The organism is Pseudophaeobacter leonis (genome assembly GCF_002087335.1).
Classification (GTDB): domain Bacteria; phylum Pseudomonadota; class Alphaproteobacteria; order Rhodobacterales; family Rhodobacteraceae; genus Pseudophaeobacter; species Pseudophaeobacter leonis.
The window spans coordinates 20,577-41,715 of sequence record NZ_MWVJ01000070.1 but is presented as its reverse complement, the minus strand read 5'-3'; the positions used below and the strand labels follow the sequence as shown (position 1 = coordinate 41,715).

General features: G+C 60.8%; 15 protein-coding genes and 4 pseudogenes. 10 read left to right on the top strand and 9 right to left on the bottom strand.

The genetic code is table 11. The features are described 5' to 3' along the window. The 4 genes and pseudogenes from B4968_RS15525 to B4968_RS15510 all read right to left on the bottom strand — a co-directional run. On the bottom strand, positions 1–559 hold a 559-nt coding region (locus tag B4968_RS15525), incomplete at its 3' end, for a pyridoxal phosphate-dependent decarboxylase family protein (RefSeq protein WP_241525781.1). A gap of 86 nt (positions 560–645) precedes the next feature. Next, positions 646–1,626 carry a 3,4-dihydroxyphenylacetate 2,3-dioxygenase gene (gene hpaD / locus B4968_RS15520; RefSeq protein ID WP_083100379.1) on the bottom strand — a complete coding sequence of 327 codons (981 nt, stop codon included), beginning with the start codon at positions 1,624–1,626 and terminating at the stop codon, positions 646–648. Positions 1,627–1,734: 108 nt separating this feature from the next. Next, positions 1,735–3,244 (bottom strand): annotated as a pseudogene (gene hpaE, locus B4968_RS15515) (5-carboxymethyl-2-hydroxymuconate semialdehyde dehydrogenase). Continuing rightward, positions 3,244–3,629: pseudogene (locus B4968_RS15510) on the bottom strand (5-carboxymethyl-2-hydroxymuconate Delta-isomerase). The pseudogenes hpaE and B4968_RS15510 overlap by 1 nt, the downstream one beginning before the upstream one ends. Before the next feature lie 133 nt (positions 3,630–3,762). Here B4968_RS15510 and B4968_RS15505 point away from each other — a divergent pair. Beyond that, positions 3,763–4,149 carry a MarR family transcriptional regulator gene (locus B4968_RS15505; protein ID WP_083100382.1) on the top strand — a complete coding sequence of 129 codons (387 nt, stop codon included), beginning with the start codon at positions 3,763–3,765 and terminating at the stop codon, positions 4,147–4,149. Positions 4,150–4,233: 84 nt separating this feature from the next. Here the strand turns inward: B4968_RS15505 and B4968_RS15500 are convergent. Both B4968_RS15500 and B4968_RS15495 read right to left on the bottom strand, forming a co-directional pair. After that, a pseudogene (locus B4968_RS15500) lies at positions 4,234–5,435 on the bottom strand (glycerate kinase type-2 family protein). Between the two features lie 156 nt (positions 5,436–5,591). After that, a pseudogene (locus B4968_RS15495) lies at positions 5,592–7,200 on the bottom strand (sulfatase-like hydrolase/transferase). A 196-nt stretch (positions 7,201–7,396) separates the two neighbouring features. On the opposite strand from B4968_RS15495, the gene B4968_RS15490 reads away from it, so the two are divergent. The 7 genes from B4968_RS15490 (at position 7,397) to B4968_RS15460 (ending at position 15,852) form a co-directional block, all read left to right on the top strand. Continuing rightward, complete coding sequence (locus B4968_RS15490; protein WP_083100378.1) at positions 7,397–8,248, top strand: DeoR/GlpR family DNA-binding transcription regulator; 852 nt, start codon at positions 7,397–7,399, stop codon at positions 8,246–8,248. Between the two features lie 78 nt (positions 8,249–8,326). After that, on the top strand, positions 8,327–10,006 hold the full coding sequence (locus B4968_RS15485; protein ID WP_083100381.1) for a Na/Pi cotransporter family protein: 1,680 nt from the start codon (positions 8,327–8,329) through the stop codon (positions 10,004–10,006). A 127-nt stretch (positions 10,007–10,133) separates the two neighbouring features. Continuing rightward, on the top strand, positions 10,134–10,973 hold the full coding sequence (locus B4968_RS15480; protein WP_083100377.1) for an EamA family transporter: 840 nt from the start codon (positions 10,134–10,136) through the stop codon (positions 10,971–10,973). Positions 10,974–11,258: 285 nt separating this feature from the next. After that, on the top strand, positions 11,259–12,383 hold the full coding sequence (locus B4968_RS15475; protein WP_083100376.1) for an extracellular solute-binding protein: 1,125 nt from the start codon (positions 11,259–11,261) through the stop codon (positions 12,381–12,383). A gap of 150 nt (positions 12,384–12,533) precedes the next feature. Then, positions 12,534–13,646 carry an ABC transporter ATP-binding protein gene (locus tag B4968_RS15470; protein WP_083100375.1) on the top strand — a complete coding sequence of 371 codons (1,113 nt, stop codon included), beginning with the start codon at positions 12,534–12,536 and terminating at the stop codon, positions 13,644–13,646. Positions 13,647–13,657: 11 nt separating this feature from the next. Further along, positions 13,658–14,578 (top strand): ABC transporter permease, encoded by a 921-nt coding sequence (locus B4968_RS15465; protein ID WP_083100374.1) that lies wholly within the window; start codon positions 13,658–13,660, stop codon positions 14,576–14,578. After that, entirely contained in the window at positions 14,575–15,852 is a 1,278-nt protein-coding gene (locus tag B4968_RS15460) for an ABC transporter permease (RefSeq protein ID WP_083100373.1), read from the top strand. Before B4968_RS15465 ends, B4968_RS15460 begins: the two co-directional genes overlap by 4 nt. A gap of 90 nt (positions 15,853–15,942) precedes the next feature. Here the strand turns inward: B4968_RS15460 and B4968_RS15455 are convergent, their stop codons facing one another. After that, on the bottom strand, positions 15,943–16,650 hold the full coding sequence (locus tag B4968_RS15455) for a maleate cis-trans isomerase family protein (RefSeq protein ID WP_241525783.1): 708 nt from the start codon (positions 16,648–16,650) through the stop codon (positions 15,943–15,945). A 336-nt stretch (positions 16,651–16,986) separates the two neighbouring features. On the opposite strand from B4968_RS15455, the gene B4968_RS15450 reads away from it, so the two are divergent. Both B4968_RS15450 and B4968_RS15445 read left to right on the top strand, forming a co-directional pair. Further along, positions 16,987–19,161: a Hint domain-containing protein gene (locus B4968_RS15450; protein WP_083100372.1), complete on the top strand. Its 2,175-nt coding sequence runs from the start codon at positions 16,987–16,989 to the stop codon at positions 19,159–19,161. 123 nt (positions 19,162–19,284) lie between these two features. Further along, positions 19,285–20,199 carry a DMT family transporter gene (locus tag B4968_RS15445; protein WP_083100371.1) on the top strand — a complete coding sequence of 305 codons (915 nt, stop codon included), beginning with the start codon at positions 19,285–19,287 and terminating at the stop codon, positions 20,197–20,199. Between the two features lie 73 nt (positions 20,200–20,272). Here B4968_RS15445 and maiA read toward each other — a convergent pair whose 3' ends face one another. Next, positions 20,273–20,914 carry a maleylacetoacetate isomerase gene (gene maiA / locus B4968_RS15440; protein WP_083100370.1) on the bottom strand — a complete coding sequence of 214 codons (642 nt, stop codon included), beginning with the start codon at positions 20,912–20,914 and terminating at the stop codon, positions 20,273–20,275. Further along, positions 20,914–21,138, bottom strand: coding sequence for a DUF2783 domain-containing protein (locus B4968_RS15435; protein ID WP_139792863.1), 225 nt, complete (start codon positions 21,136–21,138; stop codon positions 20,914–20,916). The genes maiA and B4968_RS15435 overlap by 1 nt, the downstream gene beginning before the upstream one ends. Between the last annotated feature and the right edge of the window lies 1 nt (position 21,139).

The following is a 21,139-nucleotide window of genomic DNA, read 5'->3' as shown; positions in this document are numbered from 1 at the left end:
TGGCGCGATCCACCGAGGTGTGCACCTCGGAAGAACAATAGATCCGCAGCGGTTTTTGCGCGAACAACCCCTCTTGGTTGCCGCGCCAGTTCAGCGCTTTTTCCCGCATGGTGAGGACGGCCGCCAGCGTGGCCGACGAGGCACTGTCCTGAATGACGCCCTGAAATTCTGCGGGTAAATCCAGCGCCTGACGCAGCCAGTCCATCATCCGGGTTTCCATCTCGGTCGCCGCCGGAGAGGTCTGCCACAGCATACATTGCGGCGCGATGGCCGAGGTGAGGAATTCCGCCAGCACCGAGGGCGCGGCGGCATTTGAGGAGAAATAGGCAAAGAAACGCGGGTGTTGCCAATGGGTGATCCCCGGCATCACGATCTCTTCAAAATCGGCAAAGATGGCCTCCATGCCCTCGCCGCCTTCGGGCGGGGTGGCGGGCAGCGCGTTCAGCACATCACCGGGTTCGGTGCGGGCGCGCACTGGCTTGTCTTTGACGGTCAGGTGATAGTCCTGCGCCCAATCCGCGATGCGACGGCCCCAGGTGCCAAATTCATCCCATTTCATCTGTTCTTCCCTTGTCGCAATAATATACCCAGTCGCAATAAATCCGGACAGCGCCCTCACCCCGAGAGAGGCTGCCCGCTGCGCTGCTATGGCGCAATGATTGGCTGCGCTGTCAACTCACTTGGCTTTGTTTCGACCCCTTCAAAGCTGGAGCCTTCCTCGAACCAGCTGCGCGGCGCGGGCGCCCCCCAAAGGGTCTGGCGCTGTGGGTCCGTAAGGGACCATTTGATCGCTTCCAGATCCGGGTCGACGGTTTGATAGTCCGAGCAATAGATCTCGATCCGGTGGCCGTCGGGGTCACGCACATAGAGGAAAAACGCGTTTGAAATACCGTGGCGACCGGGGCCACGCTCGATATTGCCGACATAGCCCGAGGTGGACATCAGATCGAGCAGGTCGATGATATTGAGCGGCGTTGGCACCCAAAAGGCCGAGTGATGCAGCCGGGGGCCGGTGCCATTGGTAAAGGCCATGTCATGCACGCCGCCCTTGCGGTGCATCCAGGCGGCCCAGACCTTGCCGCTTTCGTCGTCCTCGGTGTATTCGGTCACCCGAAAACCGATCTCGTTGTAAAAGGCAACCGAGGCATCGACATCGGCGCTGAACAGGTTGAAATGATCAATACGCAGCGGCTTTACCCCATTATAGAGCCTGTATTTCTGATGAATGGGCTCCAGCCGGTCCATCTTGACGTAGAACTCCAGCGGCACACCCCAGGGGTCGCGGGTGCGCAGAGTGCGTCCCATATGCGGCCGCTCCACCCAGTCCACCGGCAGGCCTTTGGCGGCGAAAAATTCGGCGGCCTTGTCCAGATCAGGTTCATCAAACAGCTTGAACCCCAGCACGCCCACCTCCGCCCTGTCGGCCTGAACCAGCACAATACAGTGATGGCCACGCTCTTCCATGGCGCGCAGATAGACGCGGCCCTCATCCTCTTGGGTGACCTGCAGGCCAAGCATCTCGACGTAGAATTTGCGCGAGGCGGCCAGATCCGTGACGCGGTATTCCACATGCGACAGCCGGAGGATATTGAAAGGCGGATAGAGTACGGGTGCGGGAACGGGCATGAGGGCCTCCTGTTTGCAACGGGCTCCGGTCCAGCCGGACCAGGGGGGTTTTAGGGCTCTGGCTGCTGCCAGAAACGGGGCACAAGGCGCTGCGACAAAAGCGTGGTGTCAGGCGCCGAGGCGCATGATCTTATGCGCGCCGGTGGCAAAGCCGATGTGCTTTTGCTCCATATAGAATTCAAAGGACCAATCGCCGCCATCGCGGCCAATGCCAGAGGCTTTGACGCCGCCAAAGGGGGTTGGCAGGTGGCGCACATTTTCCGAATTCACCCAGATCATGCCGGCCTCAAGCTGGTCCGAGAAGCGCAGCGCGCGGGTCACATCATTGGTCCAGACATAGCCGGTGAGGCCGTATTGCGTGTCATTGGCCATCTGCAGCGCCTCTTCTTCGGTTGAAAACGGGATCGAGGTCAGGACCGGGCCAAAGATCTCTTCTTGCGCGATACGCATCTGGTTGGTTGCATCCGTAAACAGCGTTGGGCGCACGAAATAGCCCGCGTCGCCCAGCGTCACACCGCCAGCCGCCACCGTGGCGCCGTCCTCGCGGGCGATATCGAAATAGCTGGTCACCTTGTCAAAATGCTCTTTGGCGATCAGCGGGCCGATCTCGCTTGCGGGGTCGAGCGGGTGGCCGACCTTGATGTTGTTGACGCGTGCGACCAGCTTGGCCTCGAATTCGGCGCGAATGCTGTCCTGGATCAACAGGCGGGAGGAGGAGGTGCAGCGTTCGCCCTTGATCGAATAGATCATGAAGATGACCGCATCCAGCGCCCGGTCCAGATCGGCGTCCTCAAAGACCACGACGGGGTTCTTGCCGCCCAGTTCCAGATGCATCCGCTTTAGGGTGTCGGCGCCCTGTTTGGTGATCAGACTGCCGGTGCGGCTCTCGCCGACAAAGGCGATGGCCTTGATCGCGGGGTGTTCGGTCAGGCGTTTACCGGCCTCTTCGCCAAAGCCGTTCACCAGGTTCCACACGCCCGCAGGCAGGCCTGCCTCATGGGCGATCTCGGCCAAAATCCGGGCGGTGAGCGGGCTGAACTCGGCCGGTTTATGCACCACGGTACAGCCCGCGGCCAGCGCCGGTGCGATCTTCCAGGTCGACAGCATGAACGGCGTGTTCCAGGGGGTGATGACGCCAACCGGGCCAATCGGCCCCCGGGTTGTGATGTTCATCAGGGTTGGCGACTGCAGGTGCTTGCCATCGCGCGCCGCCGTGACCTGATCGGCAAAGTAACGGAAATTCTCGGCGCCCGCAAAGCCGCCTTGGACATAAAGCGCAGGGTCTGGCCGGTGTCCCAGCATTCGCAAAAGGCGATCTCTTCGGCGCGGGCCTCAATCCCTTCGGCGATTTTTATCAGGATCTTTTTACGCGCGGCGGCGGCCATATCGCGCCAGGCCGGACAGGCAGCTTTGGCGGCCTCAGCTGCGGCATCGACATCCGCCGCCCCGCCCTGCGCCACCGGACAGATGACGCTTTTGTCCACCGGTGAGCAGGTCTCAAACGTGGCACCAGAGGCGGCGGGCAGGCTTTTGCCGTTGATCAGGTTCTGGTGCCGCTTTTGCGAAAACGCGCCAGATACTGGTCCAGTTTTTCGATATTGCTGTTCAGGATAGACACTATTTTTCCTCCAGATGATCACGGATGGTGCCGCATTTTGGCGAAAGCTCCGGGTCGATGTTGCGCATCTCAAACGACAGCGCGAGCGAGCGTTTTGCCATGCAGGGGGCCAGATAGGCACGGGCCGCGTCAAAAATCGCTGGGGTGCAGCCTGGCGGGTCGCAAGATCACGCCCCTCCCGCAGCCGCACCGAGATATCGATATAGCCGTGCTGAGCGTCGCCATCGGCAATCGAGACATGCGTGGCCGCAAAGGCCCGCACGCGAATGCCGGCCATGGGAAAAACACCGGTTTCAATCGCAGCCAGGCGCAGGCAGCTGCACAGATCCGCGATATCAACCGCGTCTTCCAGGTTGGCAGAGTAGTCCAGCATGACGTGAGGCATGGAGTGGTTTCCTCGGAAGGGGTGGTAAGTGAAATATTGTTAACATGTTTATCATCTTGCGGGGGTGCTGTCAAATAGAGCAAGAGACCTGCGGGCAATTGCCTTTCGTGATGAATTGATGTGATAAATGCTCATGACACCCAGATTGCCCTCAACCTCCCGCTCGCTGCCAATTGCTCTGCTCCGTGCCCGTGAGCGCGTTATGGAGCCGATCCGAAACCTGTTGAGCGACAGTGACCTCACCGAGCAGCAATGGCGTGTTTTGCGGGTGGTGCAGGAAAGCGGAGCGATTGACCCGACGCAGATTTCCGATCAGGCCTGTCTTTTGCTGCCCAGCCTGACGCGCAGAATGCAAAAGCTGGATGAAAAGGGTCTTATCAGCCGCACCCGTGATCAGGTCGACCGGCGGCGTCAGGTGATCCGTATCACCGCAGCCGGTGAAAAAATAATCGACGCCAATATGGCGGCCAGCCTCGCCATCGTGACCCGCACGCGGGAAAAAATGGGCGAGGAGCGCTAGGAGGCGCTGCTGGATCTGTTGAACGAGCTGGATGGTATCGAGATTTAAGGCGCTTTAGCTCACGCCTGCGTAATCCCTGCCTGCTTAATCTGTGGCGGCGCGGCGCAAGAACACCTGAACATCGGCTACATTTGTCCCAGTGCCCCCCGTCAGCAACAAGGCATCGGCGGCTTTGAGGGCGGCGTAGCTGTCATTGTTGGCAAGCAGGGCTGCGCCATCCGCTCCGGCCGCGGCAATGGCGGCCCAGGTGCCCGGTGTGCCACACCGCCTGCGGCCTCCGTTGGGCCATCGCGCCCATCGGTGCCTCCCGACAAAAACAGCCAGTTGCCAGTCAGCTCTTGGGCGCCGCGCTGGGCCAGACGCAGGGCCATCTCCTGATTGCGCCCGCCGCGCCCGTCGCCCACAAGGCGCACGGTGGTCTCGCCGCCAAATATCAGCGCAATATCGCGGTCTTTAGGGGCCGCCTGTGCCGCCCGCAGGATCTCGTCGACCGCCTCGGAGACATCGCCGGTCAAATGGTCGCTGACCAGCTGCGCCTGCCATCCCAAAGGCTGCGCCGCCTGCATCATGGCCGCAAGGCTGTGGCGATTAGAGCCGATCAGATTGTTTTGCGCCTCGGGCAGCGGGATGACTGCGGGCTCTGTTGTCAGATGGGTTTTGACCGCCTCTGGCAGGCGGTCCCAGATTCCGGCCCGTTTCACTGTGGCACAGGCGGCGGCGCGATCTCCCAGCGGGCTCACCGTTGGCCCCGACGCAATGGCGCGCAGATCATCGCCAATGACATCCGACAGAATATAGCTCGTCACGGGCGCAGGTGCTGCGTGCCGCAACAGCCCGCCGCCTTTCAGCTCGGACAGCTGCTGGCGCACAAGGTTCATCTCGGTGATCTCCAGCCCCGAGGCCAGCAGCGCCTGATTGACCGCGGCTTTGTCCGCCAGAGTCAGCCCGGCGGCCGGGGCCACCATCAGGGCAGAGCCGCCGCCAGAGACCAGCACGATGACGCGGTCCTGCGCCGTTGTTTGCGACAAAAAGCGCAGCACGCTGGCCCCGGCCTCGGCGCTGGCCTGATCCGGCACCGGGTGTGAGCCGGCCAGGACCTGCGCGCCGGGAACATCCCGCTGGTTCTCGGGGTTGGTCACCACCATGGCCTGGCGCGGCTCGGGGATATGGGACAGCGCCTCTTGCATCATCGGCACTGCCGCCTTGCCAAGGGCCAGAATGTAGCTTTGGCCACCAGCGGCCAGTGGCGGCAGGGGCGAGGCCTGCAGGGCCTGGCGCAGAGCCAATGCCGGGTTCGCGCGGGTCACGGCGGCGTCAAACAGGGTTCTGGCGTCTTGGGCAAGAGAGGTCATGTAGGCTCCGTAGAATGGGGTTTCGCGGATCTGATCTCGCCGTGTTACCGCTAAACTTGCCGCCCGTTTTGCCCAAAGGTGCCGCCGGGGTCAACCACCGTCGCCCGCACCGTCGCCCGTGCTGCCGGGGCGCTGGCGGCTTTTGTGGCGCGGGCCATCCGCGGTGAGCGAGTGCAGCGACAGCGTATGATCCATATTGCGCATCCGGTGCCGCAGCATCTGCCGGGTCAGCCGTGCCAGATCCGCCTGCAGCTCGGGCCGCTGGGCGACATCCTCCAGCTCGCCCGCTCCGTGGTGATCAAACAGCAGCGGCGGCAGATCGGCGGCAAATTCCACCAGCGTAAACCGGTGGTCACGCAGAATGGCTAGGCTCGACTCAGCGATCGAGGTGCCAAGGCTGCGTTGCCACAGGGTGGCGGCTTCGGGGTCACCAAAGTCCAGCTCGGAGAAGGAATACTGCCGCCAGTCGGCTGGGGTTTCGCCGCGCAGCAAAGGCAGCAACGAGGCGCCATCAATGGCATTGGGGATCTCTTGCCCCACCCAGTCCAGAATGGTGGGAGTGAGGTCGATGGATTCGGTTATGTCCTGCCGCCGACTGCCCGCCTGGGCGGCATTGCCGGGCATGCGGATAATCAGCGGTGTTTTGGAAAGCGGCATCAAAGACCGTGAATTTCCCCCAGCTGTGGCGGTCTCCCAGCATCTCGCCATGATCCGCGCTGAGCACCACCAGAGTATTTTCGTCCTGACCGCTGTCTTTCAGGAACTGCAGCACCTGGCCGATATGGGCATCAACCTCGCTGGCCAATCCCAGATAAAGCGCCCGCAGGATCTGGATGTTCTCGTCCGTTGGCTCAAGATCCGCAAACCCCAGAACCGTTGAGGCCGCAGTGTAGGCCTGGGTGGTGGGCGTAAAAAACGGGTGCAGCGCGCATTCATCCGCCACCGATCCGCGCCGCTGCGGCAGCGGCAGGCTGGCAGGGTCCACCAGGGTATTGTAGGGCGCGGGTGCGACCAGCGCGGGGTGGGGGCGAATATAGGTCAGATGCGCAAACCAGCTTTGATCGCTGTAGGCGGGCATGGTGGCCAGAAACCGGTCTGTCAAAAAGGCGGTATCGCTGTCTTCGGCCCGGTAGAGCGCGGGATCATTCAGCCGTGGCGCGCCCCCTGTCGCAGAGGTGGGCCTGTGCAGATCCCAGTAATTGTCAAATGTGTAGCCCTTGCGCCGCAGGTCGGCGCGCCAGGGGTAGGACATCTCCAGCCGCATCTCGAGCATTTCGCGAAACTCCGCCATGTGCTGCTCATAGGTGCGGATGGCCGGATCATTGGGGTGGTGCACGCGGGGATCGCGCGCTGTGTCTGTATAGCCGAACAACATGGGCTCATAGCCGGCCTTGCGCATCTCGCCGGGCAGGGTTGGCGTGTCATGGCGCAGCGGCGTGCCATTGCGCACCGAGCGGTGGTTCATCGCATATTGCCCGGTCAGGATCGAGGCGCGCGACGGCCCGCAGGGGTTCACCACCGTGTAGTTCTGCTCGAAGGTCACCGCCTCGGCCATCAGAGCCCGCAGGTTTGGCAGCGCCACATGCGCCGCCAGCGCCCCTGTTAGGCAGTCGGCGCGCAGCTGGTCAATCAGAATGAACAGCACATTCTGTTTCTCCTGCTTATTCGCAGGCTCTGGGGCTGGCGCAGTGGGGCTCATGGCTCAGGTCCTCTGGCAGGGGTGGTGGTCAGTCTTTGCCAGATAATCCGTCGCATTGTGATTTGGGAAGGGTTTTTCTGTTTCTTTTGGGTGAGAGTTGACCGTTTTGGTGGGGTTTTGTGGGTTATGGCTTGCGAATTGGCGGCTCTGATGGCAGTTTCTTTGGGTCTTGTTGCCGAAATAAGGATTCTGCCTGATGGCCGCCGCCAGTACTCTCTCCCACCGCGAAATGGGGCTTTTGCAGGCGCTGCGGCACTTGGGTGGCTCCGGGCGCAGCGCGGAGTTGGCAACAATGCTGGACGTCTCGGAAGAAACCGTGCGCCGCACCATCAAGGCCCTGGCCACGGCGGGCGCGCTGGAACGGGTACACGGCGGCGCCTATCTTGTGGGGGCAGGCAATGACGCCTCGGGCCCCAGTTTTTTTCGCCGCATGGGCGAGAACCCGCAGGAGAAAAAGCGCATAGCCGAAGCCGTTCTTCCCAGGATCACTGATGGCATGACGGTGTTTCTGGATGTGGGCTCTACCACCTCCTTTGTGGCCGAGGCGCTGCGCCGGCGTCACAATCTGACGGTGGTGACCAATTCCATTGGGGTGGCGCAGCTTCTGTCCAATCACAATGGCAATCGGCTGCACCTGCTCGGCGGTGAGATGCGCGGCGATGATCGCGGCACCTTTGGGCCGGTGAGCGAACAACAGGCGGCACGCTTTGCCTTTGATGTCGCGATTTTGTCAGCGGATGAGCTGTCGGCAAAACACGGGCTGTTGTTTCACAATGCCAGCGAGGCCGAACTGGCCTCTGTGGTGGCCGCGGCGGCAGAGAAGATCTTTGTGGTGACCACCGCGTCAAAATTCTCCGAGACAGCACCCCATTGCGGCCCGGCGCCGCAACTGTTGCATGGGCTGGTTAGTGAACGGGAGCCGGGAAAGAAACTGGCGCGGGCGCTGCAGGGCTGGGGCGTGACGTTTGAGCTGGCACTGGCGACGGAGCAGTCGCCCACAAAAGCACCGGGACACGCCGCTGGAGAGGCGTCAGGCGGGAAGCCCTGAGATGGCGCTGCAGACCAGAGCGCAGGCGCTGCAATGCCCCTGCGGATGCCGAAGAATGAGCACAAACGGAGCCCTCAGATGGCGATTTTGACCTTCCTTAACAGCCTTGCCGGCGCCACCATGTTTTTGCTGTTTGCCGTGCGGATGGTGCGCACGGGCATCGAGCGCAGCTATGGGGCTTCGTTCCAGCGGCTGTTGACCGGCACCGGCAACCGGGTGCAGGCGGGCGGCGTTGGCGTCGGGCTGGCGCTGGTTTTGCAAAGCTCAGCTGCGGTGACGCTGCTGGTCACCGGCTTTGCCTCCGGAGGCTACCTCGGCTTTCCCACCGGGCTGGCCATTGTGCTGGGCGGCGACCTTGGCTCGGCGCTGATCATTCAGATCCTGTCGTTCGAGCTGGACTGGCTGGTGCCGGCGCTTTTGGCCGTGGGGGGCTATCTGTTTGTCAAAACCGATGGCAAGAAGGCGCGCCAGACCGGGCGTATCCTGTTGGGGGTCGCCTTTATCCTGATTTCGCTGCGCTTTTTGCGCGAGGCAATGGATCCTATTCGCGACAGCGCCTTTTTGCCCGCAGTGGCCGGCTATCTGGCGCGGGACTATATCACCGCCTTTCTGGTTGGCGGCGCGCTGGCCTTTGTGATGCATTCCTCGGTGGCGGCCATCCTGATGTGCGTTACCCTGGTCGAGATCGGAGCCATCCCCTTTGCCGCTGGCCTGTCGCTGGTGCTGGGGGCCAATTTCGGCTCTGGCTTCATTCCCGTCTGGCTGAGCCGCGGTATGAGCCAAAGCGCGCGGCGCATTCCCTATGCCAATCTGGCTCTGCGCGGCAGTTGTGCGGTGCTTTGTCTCTTTGCGGTGAATTCCGTGCTCGGGGCGGGTTTTCTGGGGGCCTCGCAGGGCGGGCAGATGCTGGTCTATGCGCATCTGGCCTTTAACGGCTCTTTGCTGCTGCTGGCGCTGCCGATCTGCGCCCGGATTGAGCCTGTCATGCGGCGATTGATGCCAGAACCTGCCGCACCAGAGGCAGGCCTCACAGGCCGACCTGTGAGCGCGCTGGAGCCTGGAACCTATGGGCCACCTGCCCAGGTTCTGGCCAATCTCAAGCGCGAATTGCTGCGGATGACAGATCTCGTGGAAACCATGTTCCGCCCGCTGGCGGATCTATATAAATCCGGCGACAAAGAGCAGATCAAAGCGCTGCAGGCGCTGGACCCTGAGGTCGATGCCTGCCTCTCTGGCATCCGCAGCTATGTCGCGGATATCCCGGATGCGGATTTCAGCCATGCCGAGCTGAAGCAGGCCCGCGAGATGGTGGAATATGCCATCCGGCTCGAGTCAGCCGGGGATGTGGCAGCCCGCAGACTGGCGGTGCTGGCAGGGGGTCTCAACAAAAAAAAACTGCGGGTCTCCTCCGAAGGCTGGGGAGAGATCCTGCGGATGCATGAGGCGATCATGGCCAACCTGCGTCTGGCCTCAAACGTGCTGATCTCTAGCGATCTGGAAAGCGCACGTCTGCTGAACCTGGAAAAAACCGAGCTGAAACGGATGGAGCGGGACAGTCGCAAGCGCCACCTGAAGCGGCTGCAGCGCGGCGAGGACTATAGTTTTGATACCTCGGATATTCACCTGGAAACCCTGCGGGCGCTGCGGGAGTTCAACAGCCATGTGGCGGCGGTGTCTTATCCGGTGCTGTATCAGAATGGCCAGTTGCTCGAGACCCGCCTGATCGAAGAGATGACCGCCTCGCAGACCGGAACCTGAGAGCGGTTTGCAGGGTGCCATGACACTGTGGTTGATCACACCGAACTGGCTGATCACGATACAAATGACCCTAATATGGGCGATGTGGCCTATTTTGAAACCGCTGCCCGAAAAAGGTGCATAGCCCATGACGCCCTTTGTTGTGTCCATCATCCTGTCAGCCGCGATACTGCACGCCGTCTGGAATGCGATTGTAAAAACGGCTGCGGATCGCACCACTATGCTGGGGCTGGTGGCGCTGGGCCATGTGATCCCCGGTGCTGTCATGGTGGTGTTGCTGCCGCTGCCAGAGCTGGAAAGCCTGTTCTATGTGGCGCTGTCGACTGTGATCCATTTTGGCTATTTCTACATGCTGGGGCAGGCCTATAAACATGGCGACCTCAGCGTGGTCTACCCGATTGCCCGTGGCATTGTGCCGGCGCTGGTGGCGCTATGGGCGATGATTTTTGCCGGTGAAGTCCTGCCGCTGCAGGCCTGGGGCGGTATTGCTCTGATTGGTCTGGGCATTCAGCTCAGCAGTTGGCAGGCGCTGAGATCAGGCGTCGGGCGCGCGGCGCTGTTTTATGCGCTGGGCACCGGTTTTTGCATCTCGTTATACTCGCTGGTTGACGGCCTGGGCGTGCGATTGTCTGGCAATACCCTCAGCTATTGGGCCTGGGGGGCCTTTGGGCATGTGTTCCTGGCGGGTTTCATCGGGCTGCGCAGGCGTCGGACACTTGCACAGATATCTTTGCGCAGCTGGTGTATCGGCATCTGTGGCGGGTTTGTTTCGATGACGGCCTACGGGCTGGTGCTTTATGCCAAAAACTTTGCCCCGCTGGGGGCTGTGTCGGCGCTGCGCGAAACCTCGGTGATTTTTGCGGCCCTGATTGGCTTTTTTGTCCTGAAAGAGGGCAACTGGATTCGCCGCCTTGGCGCGGCTGTGCTGATGGCCATTGGTGTGGGGCTGATTGGAATGTCTGTTTGACAGGCATATTGCCCGGCTCGGCCCCCTCGCGCCTGCCAGCATCGTTGACGCACGCGGCTGAGACGCGCAAACTACTGTTACAACACCGTCTTACATTGCCCATGTTTTTGGGGAATCGAGCGGCGTTGTTCGGAAACTGGAACCATGGTCCGGCTAAGCTGCGGCATTTTGGCCTTATCGGTTTTTGAAACTGTCACTGTTTGTTGGGCGCAATGCCCCGCACTCTTTTGAAGACCAAAAACAATAATAAACGAAATCAACAACCCACTAGGGAGTAATTTGAATATGACTACCAAATCTAGCGTCACTCGCCGGACCCTGCTGAAAAGCGCCGGTGCGGCTGCTCTTGCAGCGCCGCTCTATTCCAAAAGCGCGCTGGCGTCGTCAGGTGAAGTAAACATCCTGATGTGGTCGGACTACCTGCCACCTTCCTTCATTGAGGGCTTTGAGGCCAAGACAGGCATCAAGGTGAACTACACCGGTATTGGGTCGAACGAGGAAATCATCAACAAGATGAAGGCCACCAAGGGTCAGGGCTTTGACATTGTCTCGCCCACCAACAACCGGTCGCTGCAGTGGGGGCCGCTGGAGCTGCTGAAGCCTTTCGACATGAGCAAGGTCAACATTGACGCGGTGAACCCTGCGATGGCCAAAATCGGCACAGACGCATGGAACTTTGAAGGCGCCGGCGTGCATTGGCTGCCACATATCTGGGGCACCGAGGGCATTGCTTATCGCACCGACAAATGGCTGCCTGCGGGTGATGCGCCGTCTTATGGCGATGTCTGGGCCGAAGAAAACGCTGGCAAAACAATGGGCCGTGCTCATTCGATGATGCTGGGTGCGGGCCTTTATATGGAAGCCTCGGGCGAGATGGATCCTGGCTCTGTCTGGGCCGCCTACAGCAGCGAAGATAAAATGCGCGAAGTCTGGGGCAAGATCACCGACTGGTGCATGGCGCGCAAATCCCGCATCAAACTGATCTGGAATGATGCGGATACCCAGAAAAACGGACTGCTGAACGAAGGCGTTGTGGTTGGTCAAACCTGGGACGGGCCCCCTCTGGCGCTGAAAGCTGCTGGTGAGCCCGTGCATTATCAAGCCCCAGTTGAGGGTGCGACGGCCTGGGTTGACGGTATGTCCATGCCGGTTGGCGCCAAGAACGAAGAGCAGGTCTATGCCTTTATCGACTATGCCTTTGGTCAGGAAGCCGCAGGCGTGGCGATCGACAGCCATGGCTATAACTCGCCGGTTCTGGGCGCGGACACCTATTCGGGTGACGTCTACAAAAAGAACTTTGCCGAAGCCTATCCTGGCGACAGCCTGGCTAACCTGAACCCATGGCCTGCCGAAGCCCCCTGGTATGCCGAAGTGCGCACAGAGTTCGTCAACAAGTTCAAAAGCGCCTGATCCGCTATTGACCAAAACTGGCTCCCGGACAGTCCGGGGGCCAGCCGCGCGCCTTTGTGGCGTATGAAACCAACCTGAACAAACAGAGCAGCCAAATTGAGCTGGGGCAGAGTCTCCGGACAAGAGAGCTGCGAGCTGGGGAGAGACCACATGAGTGCTGGGGTCGGCGTAGATCTTGAGAAACTCTGGATCCGCTTTGGAGATTTTGTCGCCGTGCGCGACGCAAATGTGCATATCAACGGAGGCGATTTCTTTTCCTTCCTCGGCCCCTCAGGCTGCGGCAAGACGACGATTTTGCGCGCTGTTTCGGGGTTTCTTGAGCCCAGCGAAGGTCAGGTTCTGATCGGCGGCAACAATATGAAGGGCATCGGGCCCAACAAACGTCCCACGGCCCTGATCTTTCAGAACCTGGCGCTGTTTCCTTTGATGAAAGTTTGGGAAAACATCACCTTCTCAATGGAAGTCAAGGGCGCCTCGGCCAAAGAGCGCCGCAAACGTGCCGATGAGCTGCTCGATATGATTGCGCTGCCGGATCAGGGCGACAAGCTGCCGTGGGAACTCTCCGGCGGTCAGCGTCAGCGGGTCGCCATTGCGCGGGCGCTCTGTGCTGAACCGGATGTTTTGCTGCTGGATGAGCCGCTTTCGGCGCTGGATCTGAAGCTGCGGCAGCACATGCGCACCGAGCTGCGCGAAATTCAAAAACGGGTTGGCATCACCTTTATCTACATCACCCATGACCAGGGTGAGGCGCTGACCATGTCGGACAATATCGCCGTGATGCGCGCCGGTGTGATCGACCAGATTGGCGACGGCAAGACCATCTACAACGACCCTGCCACCGCCTTTGCGGCCTCCTTTGTTGGCGAGAACAACGTCTTTCGCGGCACCGTGAAACAGGTGCAGAGTGACACAGCACTGATCTCGACAAACCGCTCGGGCGATCTGCTGGCGCGGGTGTCCAGCGCCAATCAGGGCAAGATGAAAGCTGGCGATGACGCGATGATGTTCATCCGTCCCGAGGCCTTTGCCCTGGCGCCCGTCGGCGCCCAGGGCGACCATTTTGTCACCGCAACTGTCACCAATGAGGAATTTGAGGGCAATGCTTTCAACATCTTCATGGAAGGCGAGGGCGGCAAGGAAATGAAGGTCTCGTTGCCTAACCTTGGCCAGTCCTTTGACAGCCACAAGGGCCAGCCGATGACCCTGCAATATGATGTCCAGAACGCTGTGGCCATGCCCGCAGGCGATCTGGCCACCGAATAGGGAGGCTGGCAATGCCCCGTTTCCTAAAAGAATTCTTTGACCGCAATGGCCTGGGTCTTGGCTCTGTGATGCTGGGTCTGGTGCTGTTCTGGACCATTGGCCTGATCATCCTGCCGCAGCTGTCGATGCTGGACTTTTCGTTCCGTCCGAACCTGCCGCCGCCCGAAATTGGCGGGCCAAAAGACCTCTATACGATGGAGAACTACAAATATCTGGTCTTTGGCCCCGAAGGCGGCAGCCAGGATTATAATGCGGTCGATCTGAAGGTGTTTTACCGCACCCTGGTGGCGGCGATCTTTGTCACCATCTTTAACCTGATCCTGTGCTACCCGATTGCCTATTATCTGGCGCAGACCAAGGGCAACCACATCCGCATTTTTGCGCTGATGCTGATCATTCCCTATTGGATCAACGAGATCCTGCGGGCCTTTGCGCTGCGCATCATCTTTGGCGAAACAGGCGTGCTGAACAACCTGCTGGTGGCCGCCGGGATCTTTGACACCCCCTTTGACTTTGTGCGCAACGATATCGCGCTCTATGCTGCTCTGGGCTATGCCTATATCCTGTTGATGATCTTTCCGATCTACAACGTGATCGAAAGCCTGGATCGCAACCAGATCGAGGCGGCGCGTGACATGGGCGCCAGCTGGCCGATGATCCACCGTCGGGTGGTTATTCCCTATGCCAAACCTGGCATCAGCTCGGGCTGTACCATGGTGTTCATGCTCTCGGCCGGGGCGCTTGCGGCGCCGCAAATCCTGGGCGGGCCATCGTCGCTCTGGTTCACGCAGCTGATCTATCAGCAATTCAACGACAACTCTGACTGGCCCCAGGGCGCGGCCTATGCCGTGGTGCTGCTGGTCACCTGTATCCTCTTGGTGCTTGCGCTGATGCGTCTCTTCAAGGTGAACATGGGGGATATCGGCAAATGAAGAACCTCTCTCTTATGCGCCTCAGCATCTGGGCCTATCTGGCGATTTTCTTTGCCTATCTGCTTGGGCCGCTGGTGATCATGTCGATCGCCGCATTCAACTCACCCGAGTTTCCGCGCGCAACCCCCTGGGAGTGCCTGACGTTTGAGTGGTTCTCGGCTCTGTTTCAGGACGAGCGGATCCTCAATGGCATCAAGAACTCCATTCTGGTCGGATTTGGCACCGTGGTGCTTTCGGTGGCCATGGGGCTGGCTGGCGCTTTGATGCTGACCCAGCTCGGGCCAAAACTGCGGGCGACCTACTACACCATCATCATCGCGCCCATTCTGGTGCCCGGTGTGGTGATTGGTATCTCGACGCTGGTGTTCTGGGACCGGATCAACCGTATGCTGGGGCTGGATGCCGACAGCTTTTTGTCCAACGGGTTGTTCCTGACGGTGATCGGCCAGTCCACCTTTATCGCCAGCTATTGCATGCTGGTGCTGGTGGCACGTCTGCAGCGCTATGACACAGCCCTGACCGAGGCAGCGCTGGATCTTGGCGCCACCCATGCGCAGGCCTTCCGCAAGGTTCTGTTGCCCTTCATGAAGCCCGCCATTGCAAGTGCTGCAGTGCTGGCCTTTCTGGCGAGCTTTGAGAACTACAACACCACCACCTTTACCTTTGGCGAATATCCAACGCTGACCATCGAGCTGGCACAAAAGGTCCGCTATGGCATCACTCCGGCGATCTCGGCGCTGGCCTTTATCAGTGTGTTGCTGACGGTCTTTGCCGCCCTGTTCAACGAGGCCAATATCCGCCGCAAAGAACTGGTGGCCTTGGCGCGCAAGCAAGCCACGGTGGAAGAGCTGAGCCGTGGCAGCTTTAAGATGCCGGGTTTCCTCAGCTCCAATTGGGCGGCGGTGGCGCTGGTGATTGTGGCCTGTGCGACCGTGGTCGTGGTGGGGACTGCGACGGTCTATAGCCCGCAGCAGTGTATCGCCGATGTGCAGGAGCAAAAGCGCCTGGAGACCGAGCTGCGCATTCAGGAGTTGCAGCGCCAGCGTGAGCTGCGTCGCCAGCAGCAAGAGGCTGAACAGGGCAGTACTGCACCGGCTCAGTCCAAACCTGCGGGCAACAATTCCGGCTTTGGCGGTGTCTTTGCCCCAAGCACCCTGTCGGGTGAGGACAGTAGCAGTGCTGTGGAACCAGAGGCCAAGGCTTCCGGTTTTGGCGGCGCTTTTGCCCCCAGTGCCCTGAGCGGCGAAGAGACCAGTGAGGGGTCCGGCAACTGACCCTTCAGCTGCCATGTTGCTTTGAAAACAAACCCCGCCCGGCTGTACCGTCGGGCGGGGTTTAGTGTTCTTAGATCCGCGCTGGGATGGTCAGGCGTTGTTCGGCAACGGTTTGCTGAACAACGCGCCCGGCGCATCCGGTGCCACGGCGGCACCCGACAGCCGCGCCATATGCCAGCCAAGCGCCTGATTGCTGCTCACCACCGGTTTGCCAAGGCGCTGTTCCAGATCCTCGATAATGTCCAGAGTGCGCAGATTGGTGCAGCTGAGGAAAACCGCCTCGACATGGGCATTGCCGCCAACCTCAAGGGCCGCGGCATGGATCGACGCGGGGTCGATGCGGGCGACATTTTCCTCGCGCTCTTCTCCAAAGGACACCATGGTGGGCACCCGGATGCCGGCGCGCTCAAAGGTCTGGCGCATGGGGCCTGCAACAGAGTCTATATAGGGCGAAACCAGCCCGATAGAGGCGACATCAAGGGCAGCAAAGCCCATGAGTGTTGCCGTCAGAGGTTGCGCCACATGGCGGGTTTGTACCGCGCCGCTGACCAGCTCTGCCACCCGCTGCGGGCCTATCAAGGTGGTGCCCGAGGTGCAGCCATAGGCGACGGCATCGAACCTGGCGGCTTGCGGCAAAAGGGCGGCGGCTGCGGGCAGGTGGCGCTCCATCTGCGCAATGGTATCCGGTGTCAGCTCTGCCCCCGAGGGCAGCCGACTGACGTAGAGCGCCACATCCCGCGCCACAAACAGGCGGCGAAAATCCTGCTCGATGGTCTCATCAACCTGCAGGGTGATCAGGCCAAGCGTGGCGCTTGATCAAATAGGGCCGGTGAGGCGATAGGGAAAATTGCGCATGCCAGAGGCTCCTGCAGGGGGGGCGGTTGTGACAAGAGTTTTGCCGACACAGCCCCTCTCCGCAAGCGGCAAGACGGATCGGCCTCGACTTGCTACGATCCTGCACTTGAGATCCTGCGCTGCCGGCCCCCCGGCGCTCTTTCGCCCAGCTTTTGCCGCGGTTGAGTCGAATCGTTAACGTTATTGCGTGCAACAGTTAAGGGATTGAAATTGAATTTTCCGGATGACTCATCAGGAGGTTTTCCGGCTGAAAGCCTTCATATGAAGGACTGGGTCTGAATGGCTGTTTTGGACAATGCAATTTGGTTGACCGGGGTCAATAGCAGTGCCGAAAGCGGCACCACGACTGTTTCGGAAGGGGGCAATAGCACCACCGTCACCGGAACCTTTACGGCGGCGTCCTGGGATGCCACGCAATCAGGCCAGAATGTCTCAGAGTTTGGGGCCTTTGAGGTGAGCGAGCCCATCACGGCCCTCTATGAATTTTCCAACCCCGTGCGGGATCTCAGTTTTGATCTGCAGCACGTCAACTCCTCCGGCACCACCCATGATGACAAATTCACCCTGCGCATTCTGGATGCCTCAGGGGCGCTGATCCCGGCGGATGAGGTGATTGCGGCACTGACAGGCGTGACGCATCAAAGTGTGACCACCAATGCAGACGGCACCGTCTCTATTGAGGGCGACGGCAGCGCCGCCAATGATATTCGCGTTGCTCTGGATGGGCCGATCTCGTCGCTGCAGGTCACATATGACAATGGCGAGGACGCAGCCCTGTCTGGCGGCGGCGGCATCTCTGACCTTAGCTTTAGCATTCCTGTGGCGCCCGACTACATCGTTGAAGGCACCGATGGCGATGATCTGATCGACGCAGATTACATTGGTGATCCCGAAGGCGACCGGGTGGACAACGCAGACGCGGCGGATGGTTCGCAAGATGACTTTATCGACGCCGGGGATGGGGACGACACCGTTCTGGCGGGTGAAGGCCACGACTCCATCGATGCGGGCTACGGCAATGACTATGTCGAGGGCGGCACGGGCGACGACACCCTGCGGGGTGGCTGGGGCGATGACACGCTGATGGGCGGCGATGGCGACGACCGGCTCGAAGGGCTCTATGGCAACGACCTGATCTATGCCGGCGCTGGAGATGACCATGTCTTTGGCCGCGATCAGGATGATCTGATCTATGGCGAAGAGGGCAATGACACGCTGATCGGCAGCCAGGGCACCGACACTGTCTGGGGCGGCGATGGCAATGACACCCTGGCGGGCAGTCAGGGCAATGACGAGATGCACGGCGGCGACGGCAATGATCTGGTCTTTATCGGGGGGAACGAAGACTCGGACCGGATCTTCCTGGATGAGGGCAAAGATACCCTGGATGGCGGCTCGGCCGACTCCTCGTTTTACGGCGAGGGCGGCGGCGGCAATGACCGCATGTACGCAGGCCTTGGTGACGACACGATGTTTGGCGGCACCGGCAATGATCGCATGCATGGCGGCGAAGGCAACAATTCCCTTGTCGGAGAGGCTGGTGACGACAGCATCCGGGGCGAAGAGGGCGACGATACGCTGATCGGCGGCGAGGGGGCGGATACGCTCTCGGGCGAAGACGACCGCGACGTGATCCACGGCGGCGCGGGGGATGTTGTCGACGGCGGCGAGGGCGGCGACGATTGTGATGTGCTTGATCTGCGCGGCCAGGGTCAGACCAATGTTACCTATGACGCCGACAACGCCGAGGCCGGGACGGTCGATTTTATTGGCACGGACGGCAAGGTCACAGGCACGCTCACCTTCACCAATATTGAGAAGGTCATCGAGGAGGATGTGGTGCCCTGTTTCACCCCCGGCACGATGATCCTGACAAACGCGGGCGAAGTGGCGGTGGAAGAGATCAAGGTTGGCGACCGTATTCAGACCTTGGATCATGGCACTCAGGTGGTGCGCTGGATTGGCACCCGCCATCTTGATGTTATCGACCTGCAGGCGCGCCCGGCTTTTTATCCGGTTCGAATTCTGGCGGGCGCTCTGGGGCCGGATTTGCCGCGCTGTGATCTGCTGGTCTCTCCGCAGCACCGGATGCTGGTGAGCGGCGGCTATGCGGAAATGCTGTTTGGCGCGTCAGAGGTGCTGGTGGCTGCGATCTATCTGGTGAACGACCGGACTGTGCAGCGGGTCCAGCCCACAGGCATGACAGGCATCACCTATATTCATCTGATGTTTGACCGCCACGAGATCATCTGTGCCAATGGCGCCTGGACCGAAAGCTTCCAACCCGGCGACCTCACCCTTGCGGGCATGGGTGAGGCGCCGCGTGCCGAGCTGCTGGCCCTGTTCCCCGAAGCTGAGCTGCTGGGCGAGAGTTTTGCCGCAGCACGGCCCTCGCTGAAATCGTTTGAGGCTGAAATCCTGCGGGATTTTGCGGATCTTTCTGGCCTGATGTAACGCCCTGTTGGCAGGATCTGAGCAGAAGATGATCAGGAGATGAGCAGGCTATGCGCAGGAAACGGGTCGCATTGCAGCCGCGTTTTTGTCTAGGGTGCGGTGTATTCTTGCAAGGACCCTGTGATGGCTGCGGCACCCTCCCCTTCGACCTCCATTGATCTCACGGCTGCCCTGTTACTGGCGGCACCGGCCCTGGTCTGGGGTGGGTCGTTTTTCTTTGCCGAGCTGGCCTTGCGCGCCCTGCCACCGCTGAGCGTGACCCTGTTTCGCGTCGCACTGGCGCTGCCGGTGCTCTATCTGGTGGTGCGCGCCAAAGGGATTGCGCTGCCCAGGGGCCTCAGGATCTGGGCGGCGTATTTTGGCATGGGGGCGCTGAACAACGCCATTCCTTTCTCATTGATCTTTTGGGGCCAGACCCAGATCGAAAGCGGACTTGCCTCGATCCTCAATGGCACCACGGCGATGTTTGGCGCGGTGGTGGCAGGTGTGTTGCTGAAGGATGAGCCGCTGACGCGGCAAAAACTGGTGGGCGCGCTGCTGGGGTTTTTGGGCGTCGCCATCATTATGGGACCGGCCGCGCTGAGCAGCCTTGATCCGCGCAATCTGGCACAGCTGGCGGCTCTGGCGGCGGCCTTTTCCTATGCGCTGGCTAGCGTCTGGGGCAAAACCTTTCTGGCATCGCAGCCGCCCATTATGAACGCGCTGGGGATGCTGGTGGGCAGTACGGTTTTGATGCTGCCAGTGGCGCTCTATAGCGACGGCATGCCGCGCTTTGATTTGCCGCTCGCAACCTTGAGCGCGCTGCTGGCGCTGGCGGTGCTGTCCACGGCGCTGGCTTATCTTATGTATTTCGAGATCCTGCGCCGCGCCGGCTCTGCCAACCTGATTCTGGTCACCCTGCTGATCCCGCCGGTGGCGGTCAGCCTTGGTGCCGGGTTTCTTGGTGAGCAACTGGGCCGGGAGGCCTTGTTTGGCTTTCTGGTGATCGGCTTTGGCCTTTTGGTCACCGATGGCCGGGTGTTTAGGGGGGATGCTTGACCGTTTTCGGTCGTTGCCACCCCCCCCTGACTGAGGGCCCCCTGGCTTAGGCGCAGCACAAGATCTGCGTGCTCTAGCCGGTCGCGTTGACCGCATCCGGGTGCGCCCTGGCAAAGGCGGGATGGGCGGCGCAGGTTTCCTCGATGGCCACAAGACGCGGCATATCCGAGAAATCAGCCCCCCAGCGCCGGGCATTATAGAGCTGCGGCATCAGGCAAATATCGGCCAGCCCAGCTGTGGCGCCAGTACAGAACGGGGTCGGCTCATAGGCCGCCAGCAGGGCGTCAAAAGCCTGCAGCCCCGGGCGGATGAAATGCAGCATCCAGTCGCCGGGCATGCCCTCAGCACCTCCGGAAAGCTGGGTTGCGTGTTTTGCCACCTGCAGATTGCAGACCGGATGCAGGTCTACCGCAATGGACTGCGCCAGCGCCTGTGCCTGCGCGCGCGCCGCCGGATCCTTTGGCAACAGCCCAAGGTCGCGGGTCTGGTCAAGGTAGTCCAGAATGGCCAGCGATTGCGTCAGCCGCAGCCCGTCGGTCTCCAGCACCGGCACAAAGCCCTGCGGATTGCGCGCCAGATGGGCGGGGCTTTTGTGTTCGCCTTTGACCAGATCGACCGTGACCATGCGATACTCAATACCGGCAAGATTGAGGGCAATGCGCAAACGGTAGCTGGCGGAGGAGCGCCAGTAGTCAAATAGGACAGTGCCGGACATCACGGGGTCTCATTTTTGTTGAGCGCGGCTGCTGGCAGCGCCTGTTTCAGCACCGCGCGGTCGCCAATGTGGTTGGCCAGCACCAGCACCAGCCGCGCATTGAAGGCGTCGCTGTCGGCTTTGTCGCGGCCCTCGTGGGCGGTCAGAAGATCCGCATAGAAATCATCAGCACCGTTGATATTCGGCGCCAAAACCAGGGCATCAGGCGTCAGGGTCTTGGACATC